The organism is Halpernia sp. GG3, assembly GCF_052976925.2.
Map to the genome: position 1 here is coordinate 44,715 of NZ_JBRIIR020000010.1, position 16,922 is coordinate 61,636.

General features: G+C 33.0%; 16 protein-coding genes. 8 read left to right on the forward strand and 8 right to left on the reverse strand.

Annotated features, from left to right (window positions below; translation table 11 throughout):
- Window position 1 precedes the first annotated feature (1 nt).
- Window positions 2-775 carry a patatin-like phospholipase family protein gene (locus ACVBED_RS04625; RefSeq protein ID WP_447118914.1) on the forward strand — a complete coding sequence of 258 codons (774 nt, stop codon included), beginning with the start codon at window positions 2-4 and terminating at the stop codon, window positions 773-775.
- Here ACVBED_RS04625 and ACVBED_RS04630 read toward each other — a convergent pair.
- The 6 genes from ACVBED_RS04630 to ACVBED_RS04655 form a co-directional block, all read right to left on the reverse strand.
- On the reverse strand, window positions 748-1,116 hold the full coding sequence (locus tag ACVBED_RS04630) for a diacylglycerol kinase (RefSeq protein WP_447118916.1): 369 nt from the start codon (window positions 1,114-1,116) through the stop codon (window positions 748-750). The genes ACVBED_RS04625 and ACVBED_RS04630 overlap by 28 nt on opposite strands.
- Window positions 1,116-2,474, reverse strand: a complete 1,359-nt coding sequence (locus tag ACVBED_RS04635; protein WP_447118918.1) for a M20/M25/M40 family metallo-hydrolase — start codon at window positions 2,472-2,474, stop codon at window positions 1,116-1,118. Before ACVBED_RS04635 ends, ACVBED_RS04630 begins: the two co-directional genes overlap by 1 nt.
- A 209-nt stretch (window positions 2,475-2,683) precedes the next feature.
- Window positions 2,684-3,922: a DUF1015 domain-containing protein gene (locus ACVBED_RS04640; protein ID WP_447118920.1), complete on the reverse strand. Its 1,239-nt coding sequence runs from the start codon at window positions 3,920-3,922 to the stop codon at window positions 2,684-2,686.
- 3 nt (window positions 3,923-3,925) lie between these two features.
- Window positions 3,926-4,885 carry a D-2-hydroxyacid dehydrogenase gene (locus tag ACVBED_RS04645; protein WP_447118922.1) on the reverse strand — a complete coding sequence of 320 codons (960 nt, stop codon included), beginning with the start codon at window positions 4,883-4,885 and terminating at the stop codon, window positions 3,926-3,928.
- A gap of 5 nt (window positions 4,886-4,890) precedes the next feature.
- Window positions 4,891-5,955, reverse strand: coding sequence for a 3-phosphoserine/phosphohydroxythreonine transaminase (gene serC, locus ACVBED_RS04650; RefSeq protein ID WP_473094572.1), 1,065 nt, complete (start codon window positions 5,953-5,955; stop codon window positions 4,891-4,893).
- A gap of 49 nt (window positions 5,956-6,004) precedes the next feature.
- Window positions 6,005-6,355: a 4Fe-4S dicluster domain-containing protein gene (locus ACVBED_RS04655; RefSeq protein WP_447118924.1), complete on the reverse strand. Its 351-nt coding sequence runs from the start codon at window positions 6,353-6,355 to the stop codon at window positions 6,005-6,007.
- A 63-nt stretch (window positions 6,356-6,418) separates the two neighbouring features.
- On the opposite strand from ACVBED_RS04655, the gene ACVBED_RS04660 reads away from it, so the two are divergent.
- Together ACVBED_RS04660 and ACVBED_RS04665 are read left to right on the forward strand one after the other, a co-directional pair.
- Window positions 6,419-7,441, forward strand: a complete 1,023-nt coding sequence (locus ACVBED_RS04660; protein WP_447118926.1) for an acyl-CoA reductase — start codon at window positions 6,419-6,421, stop codon at window positions 7,439-7,441.
- Window positions 7,442-8,478: 1,037 nt separating this feature from the next.
- Window positions 8,479-9,165, forward strand: coding sequence for a Bax inhibitor-1/YccA family protein (locus ACVBED_RS04665; RefSeq protein WP_447118929.1), 687 nt, complete (start codon window positions 8,479-8,481; stop codon window positions 9,163-9,165).
- 32 nt (window positions 9,166-9,197) lie between these two features.
- On the opposite strand, the gene ACVBED_RS04670 is transcribed toward ACVBED_RS04665, so the two are convergent.
- Window positions 9,198-9,512 (reverse strand): DUF4286 family protein, encoded by a 315-nt coding sequence (locus tag ACVBED_RS04670; protein ID WP_447118931.1) that lies wholly within the window; start codon window positions 9,510-9,512, stop codon window positions 9,198-9,200.
- Window positions 9,513-9,659: 147 nt separating this feature from the next.
- Between ACVBED_RS04670 and gyrA the strand changes: the two genes are divergently transcribed.
- Genes gyrA through ACVBED_RS04685 form a run of 3 tightly spaced genes read left to right on the forward strand, consistent with a single transcriptional unit; the run spans window position 9,660 to window position 13,729 of the window.
- Window positions 9,660-12,302, forward strand: coding sequence for a DNA gyrase subunit A (gyrA, locus tag ACVBED_RS04675; protein ID WP_473094573.1), 2,643 nt, complete (start codon window positions 9,660-9,662; stop codon window positions 12,300-12,302).
- Between the two features lie 27 nt (window positions 12,303-12,329).
- Window positions 12,330-12,617, forward strand: a complete 288-nt coding sequence (locus tag ACVBED_RS04680; RefSeq protein WP_473094574.1) for a hypothetical protein — start codon at window positions 12,330-12,332, stop codon at window positions 12,615-12,617.
- Window positions 12,614-13,729 carry a hypothetical protein gene (locus tag ACVBED_RS04685; RefSeq protein ID WP_473094575.1) on the forward strand — a complete coding sequence of 372 codons (1,116 nt, stop codon included), beginning with the start codon at window positions 12,614-12,616 and terminating at the stop codon, window positions 13,727-13,729. Before ACVBED_RS04680 ends, ACVBED_RS04685 begins: the two co-directional genes overlap by 4 nt.
- A gap of 46 nt (window positions 13,730-13,775) precedes the next feature.
- Here ACVBED_RS04685 and ACVBED_RS04690 read toward each other — a convergent pair whose 3' ends face one another.
- The gene (locus ACVBED_RS04690; RefSeq protein WP_473094576.1) at window positions 13,776-14,426 is read right to left on the reverse strand and encodes a metal-dependent transcriptional regulator; all 651 of its coding nucleotides are present in this window, start codon (window positions 14,424-14,426) and stop codon (window positions 13,776-13,778) included.
- A 165-nt stretch (window positions 14,427-14,591) separates the two neighbouring features.
- Here ACVBED_RS04690 and ACVBED_RS04695 point away from each other — a divergent pair, with 165 nt between their 5' ends.
- Both ACVBED_RS04695 and ACVBED_RS04700 read left to right on the forward strand, forming a co-directional pair.
- Window positions 14,592-15,578 carry a threonine aldolase family protein gene (locus tag ACVBED_RS04695; protein ID WP_473094691.1) on the forward strand — a complete coding sequence of 329 codons (987 nt, stop codon included), beginning with the start codon at window positions 14,592-14,594 and terminating at the stop codon, window positions 15,576-15,578.
- 1 nt (window position 15,579) lies between these two features.
- Window positions 15,580-16,920 carry a M28 family metallopeptidase gene (locus ACVBED_RS04700; protein WP_473094577.1) on the forward strand — a complete coding sequence of 447 codons (1,341 nt, stop codon included), beginning with the start codon at window positions 15,580-15,582 and terminating at the stop codon, window positions 16,918-16,920.
- The last annotated feature ends 2 nt before the right edge of the window (window positions 16,921-16,922 follow it).

The following is a 16,922-nucleotide window of genomic DNA, read 5'->3' on the forward strand; positions in this document are numbered from 1 at the left end:
ATTGGAAAAATTAGGATTAGTGTTGTCCGGTGGAGGAACAAAAGGTTTATTTCATGCAGGTGTTTTAAAATTTTTGACAGAAAAAAGAATTGAACCTCAAATTCTGGCTTGTTGCAGTGCTGGTGCAATTGTTGGAAGCCTTTATGCTGCAGGAAAATCTCCCGATGAAATATTAGATTTTTTTAAATCTGTTTATTTTTTTAATTGGCGGCATTTTGCGATTAATAAACCAGGTTTGGTTTCTTCTGCAATTTTCAGACATTATTTAGATCCTATTTTTGAAAATAAAATTTTAGGTGATCTCGATAAAGATCTACGAATTGTTGCCACAGAATTAATTTCTGGCGAGCAGAGAATATTCGGGAAAGACTTTAAAATCGTTGATGCTGTGATTGCTTCCTGTTCAATACCAGGCATTACAACACCTTATATTGTTGGTGATGAAATGTTTAGCGATGGTGGAGTACTCAATAATTTTCCCGCAGATATTATTAAAAATGATTGCGAAAAAATAATCGGTGTTTACGTTTCAATGCCTGAGGACGTAACGATGGAAAATCTTTCCACTATAAAATCTGTCACAACAAGAGCTTATGAATTGCTCTCACATAGAACAGAAATTCATAAGTTTGCCTATTGCGATTGGTTTGTTACGTCTAAAAAATTAGCGGCTTATGGCACTTTTGAAAGAAAAGCGCATCGGTTGGAAGAGATTTTTAATATTGGTTATCAAGCGGCAAAAGAAAGTTATGAAGCCAGTATTTTCTCCAAATAAGGCCAGTAAATTAGCCCACCAATAATTACTGCAAAAATACTCGAAAGTAAAACAGCACCTGCTGAAATATCTTTTATTATTCCAATTTTTGAATGAAATTTTGGTTCCACAAAATCACATATTTTTTCAATTCCTGTGTTTAAAACTTCTGCTACCAATACAAATCCGCAGATTAAAAGTATTAATATAATGTCAATTCTATTTAATTTAAAGAAAACAATTAGAAAGAAATTTATAAAAAGACCAATAATTTCTAGCTGGAAATTACGTTCATTTTTAAACATCCAGACTAAACCTTTAAATGCATAGCCCAGACTTTTATAAAACGGTGGTTTTTGCATTACCAGTTCTTATCAACCAGATAAATTAATTGAGTCATTGCACTTGCGCCTTGAAGTAATTCTCTTCGATTGACTTTTTCGAAAGTATCTTCTTTGGTATGGTGAATATCAAAATAGCGAGACGAATCTGGCGCTAGTTCACCAGTTGGCGTACCCAATTGTCCCAACGGTTCTACATCTGTTCCCGCATATATTTTAGAAAAATCATAGACGCCATAAGGTAAAAATAAAGGGGCCCAAGATTTTACCTGGTTTCGTTTCTCTTCACTCATTACTAAGCCAAAACCGCGCGGTGTAAAGCCACCAGAATCACTTTCTAAACCGAAAATATGTTTTTCATTTTTACGTTTCGCTTCTTCTGCATATTTTGCAGCGCCTTTTGCACCGTTCTCTTCATTTGCAAAACAAACAACTCTAATTGTATGCTTATTTGGAATATTTAATTTTTTAAATGTTCTTAAAACTTCAATACTTTGCACAACACCCGCGCCATCATCACTTGCTCCTTCGCCAACATCCCAAGAATCAAGATGACCGCCAACTGCAATTACTGATTGGTCTTTATTGCCAGTTAATTCACCAATCACGGAATGGCTGAGTTTCTCACCTTTCATGGTACAATTTGAGTTTAATTTTGCAAAAACTTTTTGTGATTTTAAAGTTTTTTCTAATTCATCGGCACTTTTCACTCCAATCGCAACTGCCGGAATTTTTTTATATTTTGTATCGTAAGATTGGGCTCCAGTATGCGGAACATCATCAAATGCAGAAGACAGAGAACGGATGATCATTGCTTTGCCGCCTTTTGCAGCAACTTTTGAAGCGGCCGAAAATCTGTATTTTCCCGCATCACCATAAGCCTGACCAGTCGAAATAAAAGTTTGATTAAAAGGGTAATTAAAAAAAACAATTTTGTCTTTTACATCCACATCACTCATTTTATCTAAATCTTCGAGACTCTTCACGTAAATAACTTCACCTTCTAAATTTTTTCCACTTGTTCCTTCGGTGTTGCCAATCGAAAGCATATCTACAGTTTTGTAAGCGCCATCTTTTGATTTTATTTGAAGCGATTCATTCCCCCTTTCCCAAACTGGAATCATTACATCCTGGTACCAAACTTTATCTGCACCAGCTTCTTTTAATTTATCATATGCCCATTTAGTTGCTTTTTCGTAGGCTTCAGAACCGCTTAAACGATGACCGATTTCTTTTGTGAGTTGATGAAGATTGTTATAAGCGTCACCGTGCGTTAATATTTGGTCAGAAATATTTTTAAATTCTATAGAATCTGCTTTAGATTGGGCAAAAAATAGTCCGCCTAAAAAAAGCGGAAATAAGACAGTGAGTTTTTTCATGGAAGTTTTTTGAATGTTTTCCAAAATTAAAGTTTATTTATTGAAATATGGAAAAATCCCATCAATTTGTTTTTGAAAATTAAAAATAGCAGAAAATTTCGTCCCGGCTTGAATGAATATCCTTTTTGCTTGCGAAAGATGCCAGAAATATCAGTACACACGAACCAAAAGATTGGAATTCAAAACGTAAAGGCGCCCAACTAAATATTCTATTTCATATCATACATTACCAAAGCCGTTACCAATTTCGGCTCAATATAAGTACACTTCGGTGGCATCACTAGTTTTTCATCAGAAATTTTTATCATATCTGAAAAACTTACCGGGTACAGACCAAAACCAACTTTAAATTTACCCGAATCTACTTCACTTTTTAATTTTAATATGCCATCAATATTAGAACATCCTTTCAGATAAGTAATATCACTTGTAGTTTTCGGATCTTCAATATTTAAAATATCTTTAAATATATATTTTTCAATTAAATAGTGGTCTAAATCATTAATATCGGACGATTTTCTTATGTCATGTTTCACATGCAAGCTGTAAAACTCCCCGTCAATATACATGCTAAAATGAAACTTCTGTGACGGGTAGTAAGGATTTTCACCTTTTGTATGAATTAAAAAGTGGGTTTCTAATTTCTTAAAAAACTCATCGGAACTCAGTCCATTTAAATTTTTTAAAAGTCTGTTATAATCGTTAATTTTAATTGACTGGTTTGAAACAATATAACTAAAAACGTAGTTATAATGCTCGGTACCATTGTGTTTTTTATTTTTTTCTTTTTGATTTTTAGCATTTAAAGCCGCAGAACCTATTCTATGATGGCCATCTGCAATATAAAAAGAATCAATTTGCTCAATGACGTCTTTTAATTCTTTCATTTTAAGACGGTTATCAATCTTCCAGATTTTATGACGCGTCCCTAAATCATCTACATAATTTAAAATAGGAATATTTTTTTCTTCATAATTCATCAGTAACTCTACCTTAGAATTAGAATTATAAGTCAGTAAAACAGGCTCTGCCTGAATGTTAACCTTTTCAAGATAATGGGCCAGTTTCTCTTTTTTCGCCGTTAATGTTGATTCGTGTTTTTTAATTTTTCCATCTAAAAACTCTTCTACACTTACCAATCCTAACAATCCACGAAAAACTTTTTTGTCGGCATAAATTTGAGAATATAAATAATAAGCCGATGCATCTTGCACCAATTTATTGTCTGCTAAAAGTTCTTCATAATTAGTGCGTATTTTTCGCAAGTTTCTATCAATATCCTTTGATTTACTTACAACATATGGTTTTATCATTTGTATGTAAGATGAGTCTACAGCAGATTTCTCATTAATTTCTTCCTGCGTAAAATTATCCAGTGGATGTGTGGGAAAAATTTCTACAAAGTCTTTTGTAGGTCTTATACCACGAAAAGGTTTAAAATTTGGCATATATTAAAAATCTTTATTAAGCGTAATTATCTGCTGTGCGAGTTCCAGACCTATTTTATTCTGAGCATCAATAGTATTTCCGGCGATGTGCGGAGACAGAGAAAGAGCAGGATTCATCAGCAAGGTGAGTTCCGGAGTAGGTTCATTTTCAAAAACATCGAGTGCAACACCAGCAATTTTCTTATTTTCGATAAAATCCAACATAGCAACTTCATCTAAAACGCCGCCTCGCGCCGTATTTGTAATAAAAACACCGTTCTTCATTTTCTCAAACTCGGGAGTTGAGAGAATATACTCAGTAGTTTTCGGAGTATTGATAGAAATAAAATCACATTCTTTAAGAAATTCATCCATATTATTGCTTGATGTAATTTTAAAACTTACGGATTGTCCATCGAAAAAATTAAGTTCAATATTTTCAGTTTTTGGACGCCTTGTACAAACCTTAATATTCATTGCTAAGCCGATTCCTATTTTTATAACTTCCTGACCAATAGATCCAAAACCAATTACACCTAAAGTCTTACCCGAAAGTTCGAAAGCATTTTTAAAATCCTTTTTTAAGTCATTGAATCGGCTGTCACCTTCAAGGGGCATCAATCTATTAGACTCATGAAGAAATCTTGCCATGGTGAAAAAGTGTCCAAAAACGAGTTCTGCAACAGATTTTGAAGAAGCATTTGGTGTATTAATCACCTTAATACCCTTCTCTCTAGCAAAATCAACATCAATATTGTCCATTCCAATTCCACCACGACCGATAATTTTTAAATGTGGACAAGACTCTATTAAATCTTTTCGCACTTTTGTTGCGCTTCTGACCAAAAGAACATCTATATGATTTTCATTAATGAAATTTACCAAATGTTCTGAAGAAACACGTTGATCTAAAAATTCAATTCCGGCTTCTTCAAGTGCATTTTTTCCACTTTCAGAAAAGCCATCATTCGCTAAAACTTTCATTAAAATTATTTTAGATTATTCATTACGTCAACTAAAACCTGTACACTTTCCAATGATAAAGCATTGTACATGCTGGCTCTGTAACCGCCTAAACTTCTATGTCCGTTCAAACCATTAATCCCTGCAGCTTTCCATGCGGCATCAAATGCTTCTTTCTTTGACTCATCAATTAATTTAAAACAAGCATTCATTATCGAACGGTCTTCTGTTTTGCAGAAAGTTGTAAATAACGGATTTCTGTCAATTTCGTTGTAAATTAAATCTGCTTTTGCAATATTATTTTTTTCAGCAGTTGCAATTCCTCCATTTTTTTCTAAATGCTGTAAGGTTAAAAGTGAGGCGTAAACTGCAAAAACTGGCGGCGTGTTAAACATTGATTCTTTTTTAATATGAAGACCATAATCTAAATAAGAAGGAATATCACGACCGTTTTTTCCTAAAATTTCTTTTTTAACAACAACTAAAGTTGCGCCCGCAGGACCCATATTTTTCTGAGCGCCGGCGTAAATAACATCAAATTGAGAAAAATCAATCACGCGGCTAAAAATATCTGAACTCATATCGCACACTAACAAGGTATCGACTTTCGGGAAAGTCTTCATTTCTGTTCCATAAATGGTGTTATTTGAAGTACAATGAAAATAATCATATTCTGAGCCAACTGTAAAATCTTTCGGGATAAAGGAATAATTTTCTTCTTTAGAGGAACCTACAACATCTACTTTACCTAATTTTTTAGCTTCTTTTATTGCGCCTGCAGCCCAAGTTCCAGTATCTGTATAAGCTGCTTTTCCATTTTCCAGTTTCATTAAATTATATGGAACCATTAGAAACTGTAAACTTGCACCGCCTTGAAGATAAAGTACTTCATAATCATCACCCAAATTCATGAGTCTTTTAATAATCGCTCTGGCTTCATCCATCACGGCTACAAAATCTTTACTTCTGTGTGAGATTTCTAGGAGAGAAAGTCCGCTTCCATTAAAGTTTAAAATCGCTTCCGCTGATTTTTGGAAAACTTCTTGCGGTAAAATACAGGGACCTGCGCTGAAATTGTGAATTTTAGTCATTTTGATTATTTAATGATTGTTAATTTTGAAATAAAAGTGAAACTTTATTTTACTCTAGGTGTAAAAAATCTTTTTTTGCTAATAAACTTTCTTCAGATTCTACATGATCTTCATCCGGAATACAGCAGTCTACCGGACAAACTGCAGCGCACTGCGGTTCCTCATGGAAGCCCATACATTCAGTGCATTTATCAGTCACTATAAAATAAACATCATCACTTACCGGTTCTTGCGGTGAATTTGCATCCAAAGTCACGCCCGAACTTAAAGTAACTTTTCCTTTCAAAGCAGTACCATCAGAGGCTTTCCAATCTACTGCACCTTCATATATAGCATTATTAGGACATTCTGGTTCACAGGCGCCACAATTTATACATTCATCAGTTATTCTGATTGCCATTTCTAATTGTTTTAAATTTGTACAAATTTAACGAATTTTTACCACATTAAAAAGAATAAAGTAGTGATTAAAAGCATAACAGGACTTACAAAACTTGGTCTATTTTTAAAAGATTTTCTCGCAAAAAGTGTAGAAAGTTTTGAAGTATTAGATAATGAATTAGAAGACATCATCAGAATTTCGGAAAATGAAAATCCTTGGTTTACAAAAGATTATCAAAAATTAGCCTTAAAAGATTGGTCAGATTTACTGACAAAAGAAAATTTAGACAAATGGCTTTCTGATTATGTTTTTTCAAATCAACCTAAAAAAGTAGGTTTAATCTTGGCGGGAAATATCCCTTTGGTTGGTTTTCACGATATTATTTGTGTTATTTTGAGTGGAAATATTCCGTTGATAAAATTGTCATCGAAAGACAAAAGGATGATTCCGTTTTTATTGAAATTATGGAATAAATTCAATGAAATTGAATATGAATTTGTAGAAAAATTAGAAAATTTTAATGCCATCATTGCAACTGGAAGTAATAATACAGCGCGTTATTTAGAATATTACTTCAAAAATTATGAAAGAATAATCAGAAAGAATAGAACTTCAATTGCAGTGTTAGATGGACAAGAAACTGAGGCGGAGTTGCAGCTTTTAGCAAATGATATTTTTACCTATTTCGGTTTAGGTTGTAGAAATGTAACACGTATTTTCATCCCTAATGACTTTAAACTAGAGCGTTTATTTCAAAATTTTCTACTGTTTAAGGATATTATTAATCATCATAAATACGCTAATAATTACGATTATAATAAGGCCATTTATTTACTAAATCAAGATTTATTTTGGGATAATAATTTTGTCATGTTAAAAGAAGATGAAGCACTCTTTTCACCGCTTTCTGTAGTTAATTTTTCGCGGTATAGTAATATTGAAAGTGTGGAAGAATTTATTAAAACCAATGAGCAAGATATCCAGTGTGTTGTAGGAAATCAGATTTATAATTTTAAAACTGAATCTTTTGGAAAAGCACAACAACCGGATCTAAATTCCTTTGCAGATAATGTAAATACCTTAAAATTTTTAAGTTTAATTTAAAAAAATCACTAATTAATATAAAAAAGTCACGTAAAAAACACACACCGATCAATTGGTATTTTTTTGTGGACAAATTAGATTTTAAAACAGATCATTTTTACAGATTTTAATTGAATTTTATTGCTGTCCGCAACCATATCCGGATCTATTTACGCATTTAGTTATTGTGCTCTTTTGACTTGGTTTATTTATATTAGCGTTAGATATATTTTGAGTTTGGGTGATAATATTTTGTGTACATCATTGATCATTTGTTTCTTGTCTCATTTTTTGAGCCTGTGACTTTTGAGCTTCTAGATTATCCAATTGTCCCTGCAGTTCTTCCTGAGATTGATTAGCCATATTTTCTGAAAATCGATTGTATTCGTTAATAAAATCACCTCCTTGATAAGCAAGACTCACAAGGCATTCGGTAAGTTCATCGCCTACATTTTTATTTCCTTTGAATAATTGAATAGTCAGGCATTTCCTGTAATCATGGACTTGAACAACTCTGGTTTATCGACAAATGCCACTGCTTGCTCAATATCGATACTTTTTTTTTGACTGATTTTGTATTAAAATATTTTATGCAAACATCAGAAGGGAAATAGTGGATTAATTTTTCTCTTTTAGTTTCCAGGTTGTAGATTGTCAGAATTATAGTATCTGCGTATTCATAGACAATTTAGTTTTAGACATTTTCTGACATTAATATTTTTGTGATAGCAGGGTTTTGTGTTATTATTTGCTGTGAAAAAATTTGGCAACTGAGGCAAACTGCTAAAAAGGTATATGTTGCTTTCATGAGTTATTAATTTAATTGAAAGTTATTTCGTAAAAATTTCAAATAAAATAACCTTTTCTCGTGATATTTGAAATTGATCGCCAGCAAGTGAAATTTTATTTTTTGAAAATTTTTCGGAGTAAATTAAAAATTATACAGCGTCTTCAAGATTTTATCTAAAATTTTCACGAGGGTATAAAACCAATAAACAAATTTATTATATGTTAATTTTAAAAAATTGCTTAAATTCGTTCTTTTAAATAACAAAAACATGAATCAATCTATTCCTATTTCGCGCGCAGCAGAATCTGAAAGAGCGGAATTTTATAAAAAAACATATATGCATGTTGCAATGGCAATTTTAGCATTTATGATAGTTGAAAGTCTTCTTTTGAAGTACGTTCCAGATGAATTAATTATGAAAATGCTTGGAGGAAGATTTATCTGGCTCGGTATTTTAGGTCTATTTTGGTTGGGTTCTTATGTTTCAGAAAAATGGACTTTATCCCAGGAGAAAAATGTACAATATGCAGGATTAGGATTTTATGTGATTTTGGAATCTATTATCTTTTTGCCTTTGATTTTTATTGCAACACGATATGCCGGTATTGAAATTATTCAGCAGGCGGGTTTAATAACTGTGGCGCTTTTTTCCGGTCTAACAGCCGTTGTCTTTATGACAAATACAGATTTCTCTTTTTTGAGAACGGCAATCACAGTGGGCGGTTTCGTAGCTTTAGGATTAATTGTTGCAGGCGTAATTTTTGGTTTTAATCTTGGACTTTGGTTTTCTGTAGGAATGGTAATTTTAGCAAGTGGTGCTATTTTATATCAAACAAGTAAGCTTAAAGATACCTATTCTACGGATCAATATGTTGGCGCATCTTTGCTATTATTTTCCTCAATAATGCTGCTATTTTGGTACGTTTTAAGGATTTTAATGAGCAGAAGAAGTTAGAAATAATATTTTTTAAATATAAAAATCCGGATTTACATTCGGGTTTTTTTTTGATTTAAATAAGTTTTAAATATCATAACCTCTTCACCAAATTCTTTTTCTACATTGTGTTGAATATTTTCAAATTCACTTTCTACAAAATCTAATCTCAGATTTTCATTTTCGAAAATGAGTAGCAGATTGGTGTTTTTACCTTCATTAAGCATTTCACTTTCAACTTCAGATAGAATAAATTTTTCTACCCGAATGAGATTATCGATCATATTTTCTAAAGTATTTTTTTCAAAATATTCCCATTTTTGCAAAAGATGATCCGGCGTATGAAAAGTGATACTTAAAATGCTCATTTTTTATGATTTATTATGATTTTTACAAAATTAGTGACGACAAAAATCGTTAAATTTTTGTAAATTAGCCCGTTATAAAAAATTGAATTTAAAAAACTAATAATCTTACTGCTAAAGTTTTGATTATCATATTATTAAAAAATATTTATGCATAAAGAAGGAGAAAGGTTAATTCCTATCAACATCGTTGATGAAATGAAGTCGTCTTACATTGATTACTCAATGTCTGTTATTGTTTCCAGAGCTTTGCCAGATGTGAGAGATGGTTTAAAACCCGTTCACAGAAGAGTTTTATATGGAATGTATGGCTTGAACGTTTTTTCTAATAGAAAACATTTAAAATCTGCCAGAATTGTTGGTGATGTTTTGGGTAAATACCATCCACACGGAGATTCTTCCGTTTACGATGCGATGGTTAGAATGGCGCAGCCTTGGAGTTTAAGATATCCACAAGTTGACGGTCAAGGAAATTTTGGTTCTATGGATGGAGATCCGCCTGCGGCAATGCGTTATACTGAAGCCAGATTAAAGAAAATTTCTGATGATATTCTTTCAGATTTAGATAAAGATACAGTTGATTTTCAATTCAATTTTGACGATAGTTTGACTGAGCCGAAAGTGATGCCAAGTAGAATTCCTAATCTTTTGGTTAATGGAACTTCCGGTATTGCAGTTGGTATGGCAACTAATATGGCGCCGCACAATTTATCGGAAAGTATTGACGCAATTTGCGCTTACATTGATAATAATGACATTACAATCGATGAAATAATGCAACACATCATCGCACCAGATTTCCCAACAGGTGGAATTATTTATGGGTATGATGGTGTTCGTGAGGCTTTACACACGGGACGAGGAAGAATTGTTCTTCGTGCTAAAGTTAATTTTGAAGAAATTGGCAATAGAAATGCGATCATTGTAACTGAAGTTCCTTACCAAGTGAACAAAGCGGATATGATTGCCCGAACTGCAGATTTAGTGAAAGATGACAAAATTCCTGGAATTTATGAAATTCGTGATGAGTCTGACAGAAACGGTTTGCGCGTAGTTTATGAATTGAAAAATGATGCGATTCCAAATGTAGTTTTAAATTTACTTTATAAATATACAGCACTTCAAACGTCTTTTAGTTGTAATAATATTGCATTGGTGGGAGGAAGACCTGTTCAATTAAATGTAAAAGATATTATTCACCATTTTGTTGATCATAGACATGAGGTTGTGGTCCGCAGAACGACATTTGAAATTAAAAAAGCGAAGGAAAGAGCGCATATCTTAGAAGGTTTCATGAAAGTGATTGGAACCCAAGATTCTTTAGATAAAGCCATAAAAATAATTCGGAACAGTTCTAATCCTGCCGATGCAAAACAAGGTTTGATTGATGAATTTGAACTTTCAGACATTCAGTCTCAAGCGATTTTAGATATGCGTCTGGCTCGTTTAACGGGAATGGAATTGGATAAAATCCGTGCAGAATATGAAGAAATCATGAAAATGATAAACGATTTGCAGGATATTTTAGATAATGAACCAAGACGTTTTGAGATCATTAAAGAAGAACTTTTAGAAGTAAAAGAAAAATATGGTGACGAACGCAGAACGGAAATAGATTACAATGGTGGCGAAATGTCCATTGAAGATATTATTCCTAATGAAAAAGTTGTTTTGACAATTTCTCATGCAGGTTATGTAAAAAGAACTTTGCTTTCTGAATATAAAGTTCAAAGTAGAGGCGGCGTTGGTAACCGTGCGGCGACTACAAGAGACGCAGATTTTCTGGAATATATAGTGACGGCGACGAACCACCAATATTTAATGTTCTTCACCGAAAAAGGAAAATGTTATTGGTTGCGCGTGTTCGAAATTCCTGAAGGTTCTAAAACTTCAAAAGGTAGAGCCGTTCAGAATTTAATTAATATTGAGCCAGATGATAAGATCAAAGCCTATATCAGAACCAACGATTTAAAGGACAAAGAATACATTCAGCAGATGAATGTGGTGATGATTACAAAAAATGGAACAATCAAGAAAACTTCTTTAGAAGCATATTCAAGACCAAGGGTTAATGGAATTAATGCCATTGAAATTCGTGAAGATGATGTACTTTTAGGTGCAAAATTAACCGACGGAAATTCTCAAATAATGATTGCTACCAAAAATGGTAAATGTATCAGATTTCCGGAAGAAAAAGCTAGGGCCGTTGGAAGAGGTTCCATCGGAGTTCGTGGAATATCATTAACTGATAAGGATGAAGTAATTGGAATGATCGTGGTTAATGATCTGGAAAATGATACCGTTTTAGTAGTTTCAGAGAAAGGATATGGTAAAAGAACTGCGGTAGAAGATTATAGAATTACAAATCGTGGTGGAAAAGGTGTTATTACTTTAAATATCACAGAAAAAACTGGAAATCTTATAGCAATACAGTCTGTAACTGATGAAGATGGTTTAATGATCATTAACAAATCTGGCGTTGCAATCCGCATGAATATGGATAATATGCGGGTAATGGGAAGAAATACGCAAGGTGTGAGAATGATTAACCTTCGGAAAGATGACGAAATTGCAGCGATTGCGAAAGTAGAAATGGATAAGGAAGTTGAAGAAGAAATTGATGAGAATGCAGAAATTTCAGACAGCAACCATCCCGAAACTTCCGAAGTTCCAGAAACAGGTGATAACGTTTTAAATATCGGTGATCCAGAAGTTTTAAAAAAAATAGAAGAAGAGGAAGCTCAGAAAAATGAAGATATAGAAAATGAAAGTGACGATGAAAATTTAGATTAAAACAAAAAAATATAAAATTAAACAAAAATGAAAAGAATAATTTTAAGTTTAGCGGTGCTTTCATTAACATTTGCTACCGCTCAGAAAAAGGAGATTTCAAATGCTTATAAAGCCATTGAAAGCGGAGATAACGCAACTGCTACAGCACAATTATCTGCGGCAGAATCTGCGATGGGTGATAAAACTTACCTTTTGGAGCCTGCTACTTTAGAGCAATATTATTATACAAAAGGTTTAAGCCTGATGAACGCGGGTAAAACGCAGGAGGGAGTTGTTTATTTATCTGCAAGAATCAAATTCTTTCAGGTAAGATGAAAGAACTATATTCCGGTAAAAATGAAAATAAAGACCGGGTTTACTATGTTGGCAAGGAAGCTGCAGACAAATCTGGTGTAAGTAATTTGAAAGAAGAAATTTATACACCCACGACTTCCGGTAAATTAGGTGAAAAAATAAATCCGATTTTAAAAGCAACCAATCAGGAAGCTGTTGATGCTTACAAAGCAAAAAATTATTCTGTTGCAGGTGATAAGTTTAAAGAAACTTACTACTTATTAAAAGCTGCTGGCTCGGATGACAAATCAATACTTATGAATGCAGCAATTTCCTATGCAACTGCTGATAAATTAGATGAATCCACTCAAATTTACAATGAACTGATCGATTCTGGCTATACTGGCGTGGAAACTTCTTACACTGCGCTAAATAAAAAAACAGGCGTTGTAGATAAATTAGATAAAAATACCTGGGATATTTTTAAAAAGATGGGTGCAAGTGGAGACTATTCAGATTTTAAAACTGAAACCAGTAAAAGTGTAGAGAAAGAATTATACACGATCAATGCTAAAAATCTTTATACTGCTAAAAAATATGATGAAGCTATAAAATTAGCTGATAGAGGTTTAATAAAATTTCCTGGTGATAATGATTTAACGAATGTTAAAGGTTTATCATTTTTTGGCAGCGGTAAATCTGCTGAATTTATTGATATTCTTAGAAAACAATCTTTAGAAAATCCAAAAAATGCAGAAACCTGGTTTAACTTAGGTGTAATGTTAAAAACTGATCCTTCTAAAACAGCAGAAGCTGAACATGCATTTAACAAAGCGGTTGAAATTAAACCTGATTATGTTGCAGCTCTTCAGAATCTTACTTTTTTGAAAATGGGTGATGATCAAAAAAGTATTGATGATTACAACGCAAAAAGAAAAGCTGGTAAAATTGAGGAAGCAAACAAAATCCTTGCGGATAGAAGAGCAAGACTTATAAGTGCCCTTCCCGCTGCTGAGAAATGGTATGCTGCCGATCCTACAAATTTGGATGCTGTGACTTTATTACGAGGTCTTTATCAAACGGCAAAAAATGACGCGAAAACTGCAGAATTTAAAGCCAAAGAGGCGGAATTAAAAGCAAAAGCTGGCAAATAAATTCCTTAAAATATTATTAAAAAAACAGAGTTTTGGCTCTGTTTTTTTATGACTTTACTAAAAGTTTATCACAGACGATTTTACTTAAAATTTCACTTTTTCCATTAAACTCAATAGTCATAGTCGCATCTACATTTTCAATTTTTACGATTTTTAATGTAATTCCTAAAGTTAAGTTACGCTCGTTCAAGTAACTTAAAAAATCCTCAGTATCAAGCGTTACGGCCATTAAAACAACGTTTTCTTTTATTTTACAAGTACTCAATTTTTTTAAATCCTGCTTTATTATTTGTCCTTCCTTATCAGGAATTGGCTCTCCGTGCGGATCTATTTTCGGGAAATTTAAAAGTTCATCCATTTTATCAAAAAACTCATGCGAATGAATGTGCTCCAGTTGCTCCGCGATATCATGTACATTTTCCCAACCTATATTCATTTTTTTTACTAAAAACATTTCGGTCAATCTGTGTTTTCTGACAATTAATGCCGCCTCTTTTTTGCACAATTCTGTAACCTCCAAGGGTTTATAACTTTCATAACGAACCCAATTTTTTTCCGCAAACTTCTTCATCATACTATTTACACTCGGCATTTTGATATTTAAAAATTTGCTGAGATCAGTTACAGTTACTGTGTCATCGGGCTTTATGAGGTGAAAGATCGCTTTTAGATAATTTTCTTCAGTTAAAGTTTTCATAGAAATTGTTAGCTTTAATATTTCACAAATCTAACAATTTTAGAATGAAAAATAAAAGCAACAAATATTTTTTAAATAAATTAAAGTTTAAGTTTAAAAATAATAAATTTTGGTCAAATGAAAGTTTTCTTTTAGAATTATCATTCTGAAGGTTGCCATCCAAAAATTTTAGAGGCACTTTTAAATTCAAATTTAGTTCAGCAAAACGGTTATGGTTTGGACGATTATTGCCTGAGAGCCAGTGATAAGATTTTAAAGCTAATGAAGTCCCCAAATTCAAAAATTCATTTTGTTTCTGGTGGAACGCAAGCTAATTTAGTTTTAATTTCGGCTTTTCTACGTCCGCATGAAAGTGCAGTTTCTGCCTCAACAGGTCACATTTTAACTAATGAAACTGGTGCCATTGAAGCAACAGGACACAAAATTCACGGCGTGGAAACTATTGATGGAAAACTTAAACCGGAACATATCCAGAGTATACTTGATCTCCACCAAAATAAACCGCATCAGCTTAAACAAAAATTAGTTTATATTTCAAATTCTACTGAAATTGGAACTAATTATTCCAAAGATGAACTGGTAAATTTATCAAGATTCTGTAAGGACAATAATCTTTTTTTAATGATGGACGGTGCAAGAATAGGTCATGCATTAACGGCAGAAAATAATGATTTAACTTTGGAAGATGTTGCAAAATATACCGACGCTTTTTATTTAGGTGGTACAAAAAATGGTGCATTGATCGGTGAAGCCATCATTATTAATAATCCAGAATTACAGCAGGAATTTGGTTTTCATATCAAACAAAAAGGTGGCATGCTAGCAAAGGGAAGATTGTTAGGAATTCAGTTTGATGTATTAATGTCCGATAATTTATATTTTGATCTGGCGAAACACGCTAATTCTGAAGCGATGAAAATTAAAAAAGCCTTTGTCGATAGCGGTTTTAAATTTCTATCGGACACCTTTACTAATCAAATTTTTCCTATTTTAAATCAAAGTCAAATTACAAAACTTTCTGAAAACTTTGATTTTTATGTCTGGAAGAAAATAGATATAGAATATTCAGCGATTCGAATTATCACTTCCTGGGCAACGCCGAATTCAATTACTGATGAATTTTGCGAAACAATAAATAATTTAAAAAATTAAAATGCAAAAATACTTTATACTTTTACTAATTACAGGTTCATTATCCGCACAAACAACTGTAAAACGTGATACAGAAATTTCTCAATATGTAAGTTTGATCAATTCGGATTCGTTAAAAGCGCATGTGGAAAAGTTAGTTACATTCGGTACACGCCAAACTATGAGCTCAACAACTGACAGCAAAAAGGGAATTGGTGCTGCTAGAAATTGGGTTCTAAGTCAATTTAGAAATGACGCAAAAAATTCTGGTGGAAGAATGTTGATTGAATTACAAAATGAAGATCTTCAACCGGATGGAAAAAGAATTAATCAAGTGATAAACCTGGGAAATGCAACAGCGGTTTTAAAAGGGACAGATCCTAAAGATAACAGAGTTTTTATAATTTCGGGACATTTGGATTCAAGAGTTACAGATATTTTAAATATAAAAGATGACGCGCCGGGCGCAAATGATGATGCAAGTGGAGTAGCGGCAGTTTTAGAATGTGCTAGAATTTTATCTAAATCAAATTTTCCTGCAACTGTTATTTTTGTAGCGGTTTCTGGTGAAGAACAGGGTTTATTCGGTTCGACGATGCTTGCAAAGCGTGCTTTAAATGAAAAGTGGAATGTTGTTGCAATGCTCAATAATGATATGATCGGGAATAATGAAGCAGCAGATACTCATAATATTTCAAATATGAAATTGCGGGTTTTCAGTGAAGGCTTGCCTTATCTGGATTTAGATAAAAAAGCAAAATTTATAAGAGCTTATGGTTTAGAAAATGACGGTGAAGCGCGTCAGTTGGCAAGATATTCTAAGGAAATAGGGGAGCGATATGTGGATAATTTAGAAGTGAAACTAATTTACAGAAATGATCGTTTTCTACGGGGTGGAGATCATACGCCATTTGTGGAAGCAGGTTTTGCTGCGGTTCGCTTTACCGACATGAATGAAAATTTTAACCACCAACATCAGGATCTACGAACTGAGAATAAAATGGAATACGGCGATCTGGTTAAATTTATGGATTTTGAATATTTAAGAAAAAATACTGCTGTTAATCTTGCTGTGTTAGCAAATTTATCGAAGGCGCCATCAAAACCTGAAAATGTAAAAATGGATGTGAAAGAATTAACAAATTTCACGAGTTTAAGTTGGGAAAAACCCCTCTTGGGAAAAGTGTCTGGGTACTATATTTTAATTAGAGAAACTGATCAGGCGATGTGGCAACGAAAAATTTTCACTACAGAAACATCATATAAGTTGCCGTATTCTAAAGATAATTATTTTTTCGCTGTACAAAGTGTTTCCGAAAATGGAAATGAAAGTCTACCCATAGTACCATCAGTGGGAAGATAAAT

What these genes read in the sequence shown, in the direction of transcription:
- ACVBED_RS04630 (WP_447118916.1), bottom strand. Translation starts at nt 1,116, where the DNA reads ATGCAAAAACCACCGTTTTATAAAAGTCTGGGCTATGCATTTAAAGGT.
- ACVBED_RS04635 (WP_447118918.1), bottom strand. Translation starts at nt 2,474, where the DNA reads ATGAAAAAACTCACTGTCTTATTTCCGCTTTTTTTAGGCGGACTATTT.
- ACVBED_RS04640 (WP_447118920.1), bottom strand. Translation starts at nt 3,922, where the DNA reads ATGCCAAATTTTAAACCTTTTCGTGGTATAAGACCTACAAAAGACTTT.
- ACVBED_RS04645 (WP_447118922.1), bottom strand. Translation starts at nt 4,885, where the DNA reads ATGAAAGTTTTAGCGAATGATGGCTTTTCTGAAAGTGGAAAAAATGCA.
- serC (WP_473094572.1), bottom strand. Translation starts at nt 5,955, where the DNA reads ATGACTAAAATTCACAATTTCAGCGCAGGTCCCTGTATTTTACCGCAA.
- ACVBED_RS04655 (WP_447118924.1), bottom strand. Translation starts at nt 6,355, where the DNA reads ATGGCAATCAGAATAACTGATGAATGTATAAATTGTGGCGCCTGTGAA.
- ACVBED_RS04665 (WP_447118929.1), top strand. Translation starts at nt 8,479, where the DNA reads ATGAATCAATCTATTCCTATTTCGCGCGCAGCAGAATCTGAAAGAGCG.
- ACVBED_RS04670 (WP_447118931.1), bottom strand. Translation starts at nt 9,512, where the DNA reads ATGAGCATTTTAAGTATCACTTTTCATACGCCGGATCATCTTTTGCAA.
- gyrA (WP_473094573.1), top strand. Translation starts at nt 9,660, where the DNA reads ATGCATAAAGAAGGAGAAAGGTTAATTCCTATCAACATCGTTGATGAA.
- ACVBED_RS04680 (WP_473094574.1), top strand. Translation starts at nt 12,330, where the DNA reads ATGAAAAGAATAATTTTAAGTTTAGCGGTGCTTTCATTAACATTTGCT.
- ACVBED_RS04685 (WP_473094575.1), top strand. Translation starts at nt 12,614, where the DNA reads ATGAAAGAACTATATTCCGGTAAAAATGAAAATAAAGACCGGGTTTAC.
- ACVBED_RS04690 (WP_473094576.1), bottom strand. Translation starts at nt 14,426, where the DNA reads ATGAAAACTTTAACTGAAGAAAATTATCTAAAAGCGATCTTTCACCTC.
- ACVBED_RS04700 (WP_473094577.1), top strand. Translation starts at nt 15,580, where the DNA reads ATGCAAAAATACTTTATACTTTTACTAATTACAGGTTCATTATCCGCA.